Annotated in this window: 9 protein-coding genes; 5 read left to right on the forward strand and 4 right to left on the reverse strand. The window is 73.5% G+C overall.

Features of this window, described 5'->3' with window-relative positions:
- Window positions 1-221: 221 nt before the first annotated feature.
- From ABT295_RS20850 to ABT295_RS20865, 4 genes are all read left to right on the forward strand, one after another.
- The gene (locus ABT295_RS20850) at window positions 222-1,280 is read left to right on the forward strand and encodes a signal peptidase I (protein WP_352396328.1); all 1,059 of its coding nucleotides are present in this window, start codon (window positions 222-224) and stop codon (window positions 1,278-1,280) included.
- Between the two features lie 2 nt (window positions 1,281-1,282).
- Complete coding sequence (locus tag ABT295_RS20855) at window positions 1,283-1,708, forward strand: hypothetical protein (RefSeq protein ID WP_352396329.1); 426 nt, start codon at window positions 1,283-1,285, stop codon at window positions 1,706-1,708.
- Between the two features lie 97 nt (window positions 1,709-1,805).
- On the forward strand, window positions 1,806-2,249 hold the full coding sequence (locus ABT295_RS20860; RefSeq protein ID WP_352396330.1) for a hypothetical protein: 444 nt from the start codon (window positions 1,806-1,808) through the stop codon (window positions 2,247-2,249).
- Window positions 2,243-3,355: a hypothetical protein gene (locus ABT295_RS20865; RefSeq protein ID WP_352396331.1), complete on the forward strand. Its 1,113-nt coding sequence runs from the start codon at window positions 2,243-2,245 to the stop codon at window positions 3,353-3,355. Before ABT295_RS20860 ends, ABT295_RS20865 begins: the two co-directional genes overlap by 7 nt.
- A gap of 13 nt (window positions 3,356-3,368) precedes the next feature.
- Here ABT295_RS20865 and ABT295_RS20870 read toward each other — a convergent pair whose 3' ends face one another.
- From ABT295_RS20870 to ABT295_RS20880, 3 genes are all read right to left on the reverse strand, one after another.
- A complete protein-coding gene (locus ABT295_RS20870) occupies window positions 3,369-3,914 on the reverse strand; it encodes an NADPH-dependent FMN reductase (protein WP_352396332.1) in 546 nt (181 codons plus the stop codon).
- Window positions 3,915-4,078: 164 nt separating this feature from the next.
- The gene (locus ABT295_RS20875; RefSeq protein ID WP_352396333.1) at window positions 4,079-7,573 is read right to left on the reverse strand and encodes a hypothetical protein; all 3,495 of its coding nucleotides are present in this window, start codon (window positions 7,571-7,573) and stop codon (window positions 4,079-4,081) included.
- 84 nt (window positions 7,574-7,657) lie between these two features.
- Window positions 7,658-8,488 (reverse strand): helix-turn-helix transcriptional regulator, encoded by an 831-nt coding sequence (locus ABT295_RS20880; RefSeq protein WP_352396334.1) that lies wholly within the window; start codon window positions 8,486-8,488, stop codon window positions 7,658-7,660.
- Window positions 8,489-8,697: 209 nt separating this feature from the next.
- On the opposite strand from ABT295_RS20880, the gene ABT295_RS20885 reads away from it, so the two are divergent.
- Window positions 8,698-9,588 (forward strand): hypothetical protein, encoded by an 891-nt coding sequence (locus ABT295_RS20885; protein ID WP_352396335.1) that lies wholly within the window; start codon window positions 8,698-8,700, stop codon window positions 9,586-9,588.
- A 59-nt stretch (window positions 9,589-9,647) separates the two neighbouring features.
- On the opposite strand, the gene ABT295_RS20890 is transcribed toward ABT295_RS20885, so the two are convergent.
- Window positions 9,648-11,453, reverse strand: a complete 1,806-nt coding sequence (locus ABT295_RS20890; RefSeq protein WP_352396336.1) for a DEAD/DEAH box helicase — start codon at window positions 11,451-11,453, stop codon at window positions 9,648-9,650.
- Window positions 11,454-11,676 lie beyond the last annotated feature (223 nt).

Here is an 11,676-nt window from a genome sequence, read left to right on the forward strand (position 1 = left end):
CTCGACCACCAGCGGCCGGAGCGACAACCTGCGCGTCAAGCTCACCTTCCCCGACGCCGCCGACAACTCCTTCCAGGGCCAGTCCAGCGTCATCGCCCTCGACTTCACCGGCACCCAGCGCGCCGCCACCAACCGCTGACCCACCCCACCGACGCCCGACAGACGCCCTGCCGACGCCGACCTGACGTCGGCAGGCGTCCCCGCGGAACCGAGGAGCACCGATGCGCACCGCCACCGCCATGACCCCGCTGCCCGACCAGCCGGTCGCGCGCCGTGAGGTCGTGGGCGCTCGGGCGCGGCGCAACCCGGCAGCCCGGGTGCTGCGGTTCGGCTGGCTGCTCGTCACCCGCCTGCTGCTCGTCGTGGCCGGCCTGTCGTTCCTCGTCGTCGCGCTGGGTCCGCACCTGCTCGGCTACCGCACCGCCACGATGCTCACCGGCTCGATGTCACCCGGCATCAATCCGGGCGACGTCATCGTCAGCACCCCGAAGCCGGCCACGGACGTCGAGGTCGGCGACGTCATCAGCTACTACATCCCGGTCGAGGACCACCGCGTCGAGACGCACCGCATCGTGCGCGTCACCAAGGACGCCGCCGGCCGGCTCGCCATCGTCACCAAGGGTGACGCCAACGCCAAGGCAGACCCCTGGGTCGCCACCCTCGAGGGCGACACCGTGTGGCAGACGCGGGCCGTCGTCCCGCACGCCGGCACGGTGACCCGGGCCCTGCGCCAGCCCTTCGTGCAGACCTACGTCTTCTGGGGTGCGCTCTCGCTGCTGCTCGTCGTGGCCCTGCGCCGCATCTGGTCGCCCGTCCCGGTGCTCGACGACGAGGCGCTCGACGAGCTCGTCGAGGAGCTGGGCAGCGTGCACGCCGCCCATGCCTTCGCCCGCACGTACACCGAGCTCATCGGGGCTCGGGTCGAGCGCATCGAGCACGCGGTGCTGCGCGAGGACGTCGAGGGCGCGGTCGAGGCGGGCCTGAGCCTCGAGGTGACGTCGGCCACCGTCGGCGCCGCACGGGTCGCCGCCAGGACGCACGCCGTGACCGAGGCCATGGAGTCGGGCCGCCCGCGTCGCGCCCGCCGGGCCCTGCGGTCGCTGCTGCGCGCGACGGCGCCCACCGCGAAGGCGCTGCGGCACGCTGCGTCCGACGCGTCCGACGCGTCCGACGCGTCCGACGCGTCCGACGCGTCCGACGCGTCCGCGGGGCCCGCCGACGCGGTGCGGGCCGGGGACGGCCGCACCGTCGCTGCCTCGCAGCGACGGGTGGGGGTGTGACCATGCGCTTCACCCGACGCGTCCTTGCGGCCGTGGTGCTCGTCCTCGTCGCCTACGGGGCGCCGTCGGCGGCATGGGCGGCATTCGGTGCCAAGGCATCCGGCAGCCTGCGCGTCTCCACGCTCACGCTCAAGGCGAGCGCCGACGCCTACGGCACCTTCACCTGCCCGTCGAACGCGAACAACGCCCCGCTGCCGCGCGGTGGCGTCAGCCTGACCGGGTGGGAGCCCGTCGCGGGAGCCGACTCCTACACGCTGGTCCTCGACCCCCCGCCCAACGCGAGCAACGTCGTGCGCACGGTCACCAGCCCGTCGCGGCTGACGATGACGCCGACGACGACCCCGAAGTCGGGGACGTGGAAACTGTCGATCGTCGCGAACGCGGGCACGTGGACCGGCGCGGAGTGGTCGCAGACCTTCACCTGCTGACGGCGGCAGAAAACCGCCCAGTTTGAGTGATTTGTCCATCGCCAGCGCGTCTGCTGGGGCATGCTCGGTCGAGCCGTTCCCGACGATGGAGGATCTCGTGGCGGACGCCACCGCAGCGCCCGTGCGCTCCGCTGCACGCGCTCCGGTGACTCGCCCCGGCACCTGGACGGTGCCGCGGCAGACGGGTGGGTGGCAGACCAATGCCGGGTGGGTCGTCGTGCTCGTCCTGCTCGTCCTGGTCGTCGCGCGCCTGCCGATGGTGGGCCTGCCGCTCGAGACCCAGGACGAGGCGATCATCCTCGTCTACGCCCAGCAGCTGCTCGACGGTCGCCTGCCGCACCGCGACGTCTACACCGTCTACGGACCGGGCGTCTACGGTCTGACCGCGGGCGCGTTCCTCCTGCTCGGTCCGACGCTGGTCGCGGAGCGCCTCGTCGGACTGCTGCTCCAGGCGATCCTCGTCGGTGGGGTCCTGGGCCTGGTGCTCGACCGGGGGCGACGCGCGGCGGTCGTGGCGGGGTCGCGTGCGTCGTCGTGCTGACCCCGCTCGGTCTCGTCGCCTACGCCTGGGTGGCCGGGCTGGCCTGCATCGTCTGGGGTCTCGTCCTCCTGCGGCGCGACGCGGTGCTCGCGGCGGGAGCCGTGCTCGGCCTCGCGGCGCTGTTCCGGCCCAAGATGATCCTGCCCGCCTACGCGGCCGCGGCGCCCCTGGCAATCAGCTGGGTACGGCATCGCCGACTGCTCGTCGGTGCCGCCTTCGGGCTAGCCCCGTCGGTGCTCTACTACGGCGGTGTCGGCTGGCAGGCCGTGGACAACGTCGTCCTGCAGCGCGGGCTCGTCGACGCGCGACTCGCGCCGAGCTCGGCGACCGTCGCGCTCCTCGCCCTGTCCGGCGGCGTCGTCCTGGTGCTGCTCGTGGCCGCGGTGCGAGCACGTCGCGCCGACCGGTGGTCATTCGTCGTGCTCGCGCTCGTGACCGTGCCGCAGCTGCTCCAACGCACGGACCTCGACCACCTCGCGTTCGTCCTCGCCGTTCCCCTGCCGTTGGCGCTCGTGGCGATCGAGGACCTCGTGGACGGATCCCGCGTGCTCGTGACCACCGCCCGGAGCACGCTCTTCGGGTGCCTCGTCGTGCTCGTGGCCCAGGCTCCTGCGCTCCATCCGCGCGGGCCGGCGACGACCTACACCGTGGGCGACCGAAGCGTGGTCCTGATGGCCTCGGACGCCCGCCTCGTCGACGATGCACGGAGGGCAGCCCTCGCCGCCGCGGCCCCTGGTTCGGCGGTGTTCGTCGGCGCGGAGGAGATGGCCAGGCCCTCGATCACGCCGGTCCTGCTCTACCTGCTCCTGCCCGAGCTCCGCACCGACGGCTACTACCTCGAGATGCCGGTCGGCGTGACGCCCGAGGTGGGGCGGGCGCTGGCCCGCGACGTCGCCGGGGCGGACGTGCTCCTGCTCGCCCGCTTCCCGACAGCCGCGTCGCAGGCGTTCGCGCCGTTCGTCCCGCGGGGGCCCGATGACGCCGACGTTGTCGTCCGCACCGGCTTCTGCAGGCAGGGGCGCGCCGGCCTCGTCGACGTCCTGACGCCGTGTCGGTCCGGTCCGGATGCCCCATCACCTGCGGCCACGACCTCCCGAGGTCGGTGACGAGGGCCTCCGCTCAGGCCGTGGCGCCGACCGGGGCGTCGACGCGCGCGGCGAGGTCGCGGAGCAGGCCGTCGAGCTCGACGCGGCGCTCGTCGGTGATCTCGATCAGACCCTCGGGGCTGACGTCCTGGGTGAAGACGAGGCCGGTGGACCCGACGACGTCGGCCTTGACGTGGCCGAGCACCTTGGCGAGGTCGGCCGTCGCGTCGGTGGCGCCCGTCCAGCCGTAGCCGACGAGCGCGACGGGCTTGGCGTCCCACTCCGCGAAGAGGTAGTCGATGGCGTTCTTGATCGGCGCGGGGAAGCTCCGGTTGTACTGCGGCGTCACGACGACGATGGCGTCGGAGCCGAAGACCTGCGACGCCCACTCCTTGGTGTGCGGCTTGGCGTAGTTGCCGTTGCGCGGCATGTCCTCCTCGTCGAAGAACGGCAGTGACGACAGGTCGAGCAGCTCGACCTCCCACTCCTCGGTGGAGGCCTGGTCGGCCACCCACTGGGCGACCTTGGGCCCGATGCGGCCGGGGCGGGTGCTGGAGACGACGATCCGAAGTTGCTTCACGATTCAACCAACTATCACGAGTCGACGGTCATTCCCCGCCCTGTCGTGCTCGTGCTGTGGCCGGTGTCACACGGCTCGGTCCCTGCTCCTCTCGCCTGGTGGGACGCGGCCGGATGCGGTGTGCGCCCTCGGGCGGAGGGGGCCCACCGCATCCGGCCCGGGTGTCAGGCGCGCGGGTCCAGGACCTCGCTGTCGGAGGGTGAGCGGTCGAACGAGCCGAGGTAGTGGCCCTGCACGAGCCAGGAGTCGTCGAGGTCTCCCAGCTCGACCCGGACGTCACCGCCGACGGCCTGGCCCTGCCGCACGACCCCCTTCTCCGGCGCCTCCTCGGGCCACACCGTGACGAGCACTGTTCCGTCGCAACCACTTCCGTCGTCGACGGCCTCGATGCGGCCGAATGCGAGACCGCCGTCCCTGCCGAAGCGCACCCAGCGGGTCGCGCGGGCGGAGCGCACGAGCACGTGCGCGCCCCCGGTGACGACGCCCTCGCAGGTCTCGTGGTCGTCGGCGATGCCCGTCAGGCGAACGCTGTTGGGCTCCTTGTAGATCCGGTCGCGGCGCTCGCGCGTCCGCGTGCCCCAGGTGGGGTCGCCGATCAGCGACTCCGTGAGGAACATGACGTCGCGTTCCTCGCCGGCCTGCAGGTGCACCCACGCGTGCTCCACGTAGGTGCGGGCGAACTCGCTCGTCTGGCGCACCTGCACGCGACAGTCGGCCGCCTGGGGCAGCGGGTTGGTGACCTTGACGAAGCCGATCTCGCGGCTCGAGGGCGACGCGCTCACCGAGATGAGCTGCGTGTGGTTGGACTGCGCCTCGTTGTTGTCGCGCGTGATCTCGCGGATCGTCGGGTCGACCGGGTCGTGGTACTCGGCGATCCGGGCGACGACGCAGTAGTGCGGGTGGACGTGCAGGAACGGCACGGCCGACAGCGGCGGCGGCACCCACGCGACGCTCGAGGTGAACTCGACGGTCGCGCCCGTGGGCACGTCGTGGGTGTCGCTGCCCAACGCCGTCTCGGCGCCCCCGCCGAGGGTGAAGTCCTTGACGAAGAAGTCGACCCGCACGTTGCGCGCGTTGAGCAGTCCCGGGTTGCGCACCGTGGCGACGATCCGGTTGTCGTGGCCCTCCCAGGGGATGTCGGCGAACCGGCCGTCGGCGAGGTTGCGGGCGTTGGTCACGCGCAGGTCCGGGCTCTTCCAGTTCGTGCTCGGCGCCCACGGCCTGATCTGCGGGTCGGGCTTGGAGTCGCCGTACTGGATGCGGATCCGGGCCGAGTCGGCGTCGGTGCTCACCACCGACATGCGGAAGTCGTTGGGGTAGCCGGGATCCGAGGTGTCCTGCTCCCGGTAGTCGTCACCCGCCTGGAACTCGCCCGCATCGTGGTCCGCGTCGTCCTTGATGCGCAGGATGTTGCGCCGGTCGGCGGGCTCGGAGCCGGAGCGGCAGTCGACCCCGACCACGGTGCGGTCGGCGGGCACGTCCTGGTCGCTCGTCGTGGAGGGCAGCTCGCGGCGGTACTCGAAGTAGTAGTTGAGTCCGTCGGCGATGCGGATCTCGGCCGCCGAGAAGCGGCCCGCCGGCGGGGGGCCGAGGTCCGATGCGTGCAGCACGATCTCCTCGTCGACGGGTCCGAGCGTCGCGAAGCTGAGGTTGCGCACGTGCGGGGCGTCGACCCAGCCGAGCTGCATCTTCTCCACCACCGTCGTCTGCGGAAACTGCTCCTCCCACGACATGAGCGACCAGCTCGCCCCGGCGGACGTCGACCGGGCGAGGTCTCGGTCCTTGGCCCACTGGGGGTGGCTCGATCGGGCGTACTCGTCGGGAAGCCCGAGGTTGTGCCCGAGCTCGTGCGAGGCGGTCTCGCCGCGCACCCGTCCGCTGGAGTCCCGGGCCTCCCAGTCGTCCGGCATGGCGAACATCTGGATCGTCCGGTTGATCGGCACCGTCACCTCGATGGAGCCGAACGCCACCGGGACCGTGAAGGTCTGGCGGGCGACCTCGAACGAGAGCTGGTAGCCGCCCGGGCGCGTCGCGCTCGGCCACACGAAGCGCCCGGGGCTCGCGCCCGCCGCAGGCACGGAGCGCACGACGAGGATGATGGAGTCGACGCTCAGCAGGTCGAGCACGGGCGGGTCGCCGGCGGCGGCGGCCGCCTCGTTCCGGGTGCGCAGGTCGGCGATCGCGGCTCGCGCGAACGCCTCCCAGCCGTCGGTCTTGCCGGTGGTGGCGTTGACGGAGGTCGCGTACGAACCCCACCCGTTCGCCAGGCGGAGGGGGCCGACGACGCCCGCGTCCGCGAGGTCGAGGCGACCCTCCGACACGTCGCGCCAGTACGCGCGGGTCGACTCGACGACGCCGCCACGCAGGACGCCGTCGAAGACCTCGTCGCGCCACTCGGTGCGCAACGTGCCCTGGTCGGTCGTCGACAGCGCTGCGGTGTCGGTCGTCTCGAGGATGACGACGCCCACGTTCTTCGTCCCGAGGGCCGGGGTGACACCGAGGTTCTGCGGCTGGAAGGGGTCGCCACCGCCCCAGGCCGGGTCGGGGGAGTCGACCCCGACCGCACCGACGTGGCTGACGGGCGGGCCGTCGACGCCGTCCCAGACGTCGGTGATCTCGAAGGGCTCGGCGGCGAGCTCGTCGCCCGTCGTCGCGTCGTGCGCCACGAGCTTGTAGGAGCCGACCACGGCGCTCGCCGCGAGCACGACGGAGGGCCGGTGCGCGAAGGTCGCGTCCCGTGACTGCGACACGAGCCCGCCCTCGGGCGGCTCGACGCGGAAGACGAGGTCGTCGAGGCCGAGTCCGCCCGTCAGCGCGACGCCGACCCGCGCCCAGCCGGAGAGGTAGAGCGGCTCCGCCGGCACCTCGAGCTGCACGCCCGGCGCCGGGGGCAGGTCGACGAGCGTGAGCGCGTCGCCGATGCCGGCGACGAGGGCTCCCCCTCCGCCGGGGCCGGTGCTGGTCGACAGGTCGATCGACCAGACGCGGGGCAGGCCGTCCTCGAGCACCGTCGGCGGGTCGGCCGGCCGGCGCACGTCGACGAGCAGGATCCGCCCCAAGGCGTCGGCGACGCCGAGCTGCCCGCCGGCGACGGCGGTCCACGCGACGTCGCGCGCCGAGCCGAGGCCCCCGATGACGTCGCCCGCGCGCCCCGTGCCGAGTTCGTATGCCGTGAGCTCGGCTTCCGCGCCGCCGCGCAGCACCCAGGCGGCGGGGTCACCCATCCGGCGGGCGATCGCGGCCACCTTGCCGAGCCCGGTGGCGACGACCTGCACGGGGCCGGTGCCGGTCCCGCTGACGGGGACGCGGCAGAGGGCGCCGCCCCTCCGGGTCGTGACGACGAGCAGGGACGCCGTCGCGACGTCGACGACCAGGGCCCGGGCGCCCCTGAGCGAGAGCAGGTTCCGCGTCACCGGTGTCGGCCCGAACGTCACCTTCCACACGCCCGAGGCCGCGCAGGCCGCGAGGACGCCGTTGCCGGCGGGGTGCGCGGCCAGGCCGCTGACGACGGCGCCGACCGAGGTCGACCCGACCACCGTTCCGGCGCCGTCGTACCGGGTGAGCAGGCCCGGTCCCGAGGCGACGACGAACGTCCCGTCGGGCAGGCCGCAGACCGCGGTCCCTCCGGCGATGCCGGTCGCGAGCTTGGTCACGGTCATGGTGCACCCACTTCGATCAGGGCCGCTCCCGCTGCTCGGGGGTGGCTCGTGTCGAAGAGGTCCGAGCGACCGCCGGTGATACCGCTACGGGTCCGAGCGGGTCTCGTGCCGCCGCCCCCACCACGCAGAGGCCGCAGCCCGGCCGTGCTGCCCCGAGCGCTCGTAGACGGACCCCAGGTGCTTGCGCACGGTCCGTTCGCTGATGCCGAGCCGGCGTGCGATGCGGTGGTTCGTCCACCCGGCCGCCGCGAGGGTGAGCACCTCGGCCTCGCGGGCTGTCGGCCGGTAGTCCTCCTCGGGTGAGGGCGGCGGCGCGGGCCGCGCCAGCAGCGGTGGGCCGTGCGGCGTCGCGCGCAGGTGCTCCCCACACAGCAGCGCGGTCGTCGCGTCGAGGGCGGACCGGAAGGCCAGCGCGGCCACGAGGGGACGCTGCAGCTGCTCGAGGAGCCGCACGTCGTCGTCGTCGAAGTCCCGTCGCGACCGGTGCAACCCGAGGAAGATGAGCTCGTCCGGGGAGCCGTGCAGCAGGGCCGCCATCGGGTAGCGGCCGTCGGCGTGCCCGTGCATGCGCTCGTAGACCTCGGTGCACCAGAAGTCGGGCAGGTGCACGAGGTCGCTCACCCGGGTCGCGTGCGCCGCCGAGAGGGTGAGCAACCCCGGGTGACGGGCGGCCACCTCGACCGCCCGCCGGCCCACCTCCTCGGGAGGCGGGGGAGTGCCGCTGACCGACACCGACACCTCGACGCGGCCGGACCCGTCAGCCGCCCGGGCGATGCGGGTGAGACCGATCCCGGCATCGGCTCGGAGCACGTCGACGACGGCGGGCAGGAGCGGCTCGAGGGGTTCGGCGCGGGAGGCCGCGACGGCGAGGTCGCGGGCGACCGACGCCGCTGCCTCCGACCGCCGTGCTGCCACGACCACTCCTTCACCGGCGGGCGGAGCGCCCGCCGTCCCCTGCCGACGGATGGGTCGGTGCGGCTGCGTCAAGGTGGCGCAAGAGGCACTCGACCGTCGTGCGTTGCCCTCCCAGAATGGCACGGACGGCAGCGGGTCGTGGGCCGTCCCGCCGGCCGGCGGTGGTCCGTCGGCAGGCGGATGGGTCACGGGACGGCGGAGGATCGGACATGCACCGTAGGACGGGACGACTCGTGGCCGCGGCCCTGCTCATCGCCTCGGGGGGTGGTGCGGCACCGGCGCTGGCGGCGGGTGACGGCGGGGGCGCCCCGGCGTCGGGACCGCACCCCGGCGGCGAGTCGGGGCGGGGGTCGCTGACGACCCACGAGTCGGGGTGCGTCGAGGTGGCGGTTCCACGGGCCGTCACGGTGGCCGGCGCCCGCGCGCTCGTGCCCGCCCGCTACGTCCCGTCGGTCACGACGGTGCCGCTCGAGGCGTCGCGCTTCCAGATGTGGGACTACGTCTGCGACGAGATCTCGGTCGACCGGCGCCACGGTGGTCACGGCGGACACGGCGAGGACGACGGCGACCGGCGGGGTGACGACGACCGCCGCGACCGGCGTACCCAGGTCTCGATCGGTGCGGTGGCCCTCGCCTCGCGGGACGGCGCGGCCGTCGACGGCGCCTTCTACCTCACGTCCGTCGCGACGGACGACCCCGGGCTCGCCGCCCGGTGGCGTGGCCTCGGGCTGCCCGCCCGCTACGTGCCGGCGCTCGCGGCGACGGTGACGGCGCCCGGCGGGTCACCGGTCACCGCGTCCTTCTCCGTGCCGGGGCCGGACGAGCACACCGTCTCGTCCGTGGCGGAGACGGTCCCCACGGAGGTGCCGGCGTCGGGCGGACCGGTGCTCTACCACCAGGGCCCCTACGGCGAGACGGTCCTGCGCTACGGCAACGAGAGCCTCGGCTCCGTGCCGGCCGCCGTCACCGCCGACTACCGGGCGCACCGGACGGTGGCCCCGATCGTCGTGCTGCCCCGACTCGTGCAGATCCTCGGCGTCACGTTCCCGGAGGGCCTGACGACGGGGAGCTGGACGACGAGCGTGACCCGGAGCCGCTGACGCCCGGACGTCGGCCTCACCTGCCGCCTCGACGCGCGCCGGACCGCCGGGCGTCGACGTCAGTCGCGCGGTCGCTTGTCGCGGGGCCCCCGTGAGGGTCCGCCCGCACCACGATTGCGGTCCTCGCTCAGCTCGATGAGCTGACCGGAGATGCGGGTCGTCCGCAGCTTGTCCCACGTGCCCGGTGGCAGGGTCGCGGGGAGCTCGACGAGCGAGTGGTCGGTCCGGATGTCGATGTGGCCGAAGTCCGACCGGCCGAGGCCGCCCTCGTTGGCGAGCGCGCCGACGATCTGGCGCGGCTCGACCCGGTGGCGGCGCCCGACGGCGATCCGGTAGGTGGCCATGGGACCGGACGCGCCCCGGCGCGGGCCGCGGTCGCCGCGGTCGTTGCGGTCACCACGACCAGTGCGCGAGCCGTGGTCGTCGCGTCGGGATTCGCGGCGGTCGCGCGGGCCACGGTCGTCGAACGTCCTTGCGGGGCGGGCCGGTTCAGGATCGAGCAGCATCGGCTCGTCACCCTGGAGCACGACCGCCAGGGCCGCCGCGACGTCGGCCTCGGGCACGTTGTGCTCGCCGACGTAGTGCGCGATGACGTCGCGGAAGAAGTCGACCTTGTCGGTGGAGAGGGCCTCGGTGATGGCGTCGTCGAAGCGTGTCAGGCGGGTGGCGTTGATGTCCTCGACGCTCGGCATGCTCATCGGCACGAGCGACTGCCGCGTCGCCTTCTCGATGGCCTTGAGCAGGTGGCGTTCGCGGGGCGTGACGAACGAGATCGCGTCGCCGCTGCGACCGGCTCGGCCGGTGCGCCCGATGCGGTGGACGTAGGACTCGGTGTCGGTGGGGATGTCGTAGTTGACGACGTGGCTGATGCGGTCGACGTCGAGGCCCCGGGCGGCCACGTCGGTCGCGACGAGGATGTCGAGCTTGCCGGACTTCAGCTGGTCGACCGTGCGCTCGCGCTGGTTCTGGGCGATGTCGCCGTTGATCGCCATGGCCGAGAAACCCCGGGCGCGCAGCTTCTCCGCCAGCGTCTCCGTCTCGTTCTTCGTGCGGACGAAGACGATCATGCCCTCGAAGTTCTCGACCTCGAGGATGCGGGTGAGGGCGTCGACCTTCTGCGGGTAGCTGACGGTGAGGTAGCGCTGCGTGATGTTCGGGGCCGTCGAGGTCGTCGACTTCACGGTGATCTCGACGGGGTCGTGGAGGTACTTCTTCGAGATCCGGCGGATCTGGGAGGGCATCGTCGCCGAGAAGAGGGCGACGTGCTTGTCGTCCGGGGTGTCCGCCAGGATCGTCTCGACGTCCTCGGCGAAGCCCATCTTGAGCATCTCGTCGGCCTCGTCGAGCACGAGGAAGCGCAGCTCGCTGAGGTCGAGGGTGCCCTTCTCGAGGTGGTCCATGATGCGGCCCGGGGTGCCGACGACGATGTGCACGCCGCGACGCAGGGCGCTCAGCTGCACGCCGTACGCCTGCCCGCCGTAGACGGGGAGCACGTGCACGCCCTTGAGGTGGGCGGCATACCGCTCGAACGCCTCGCAGACCTGCAGGGCGAGCTCACGGGTGGGTGCGAGCACGAGCGCCTGCGGCTTCTTCTGCCGCAGGTCGAGCCGGCTGAGGATCGGCAGCGCGAAGGCCGCCGTCTTGCCAGTGCCGGTCTGGGCGAGGCCGACGACGTGACGACCGTCGAGCAGGGCGGGGATCGTCGCGGCCTGGATCGGGGACGGGTGCTCGTAGCCGACGTCTCGCAGGGCCTTGAGCACCTTGTCGTCGAGGCCGAGGTCGGCGAAGCTCGTGCGGTCGGGTGCCGGGTCGTCGCTGCCCGGGGCGGCGGGGGTGGTGTCGCTGGCGCTGCTGTCGTTGCTCACCCTGAAGACGCTAGTGCCTCGGGCGCCGGGGTGGACACGCCCCGGACCCGGGGCCGCGCGGGATCAGGTGGCGCGCTGCTGCCCGGCCGCGCGCTCGAGAGCGTCGACGCGCGCCTCGACCACGGCGAGGGGGGGGCGCGCCCCGCAGAAGCCCCCCGCGCCGCGCGGCGGGCCGCGGGACGCCGCCCGCCCGCCCCCCGGCCGCGGGCGGGAGACCCCCGAC

The sequence above is a fragment of the Terrabacter sp. NPDC000476 genome, assembly GCF_040300125.1.
In the GTDB taxonomy this organism is placed as follows: Bacteria; Actinomycetota; Actinomycetes; order Actinomycetales; family Dermatophilaceae; genus Terrabacter.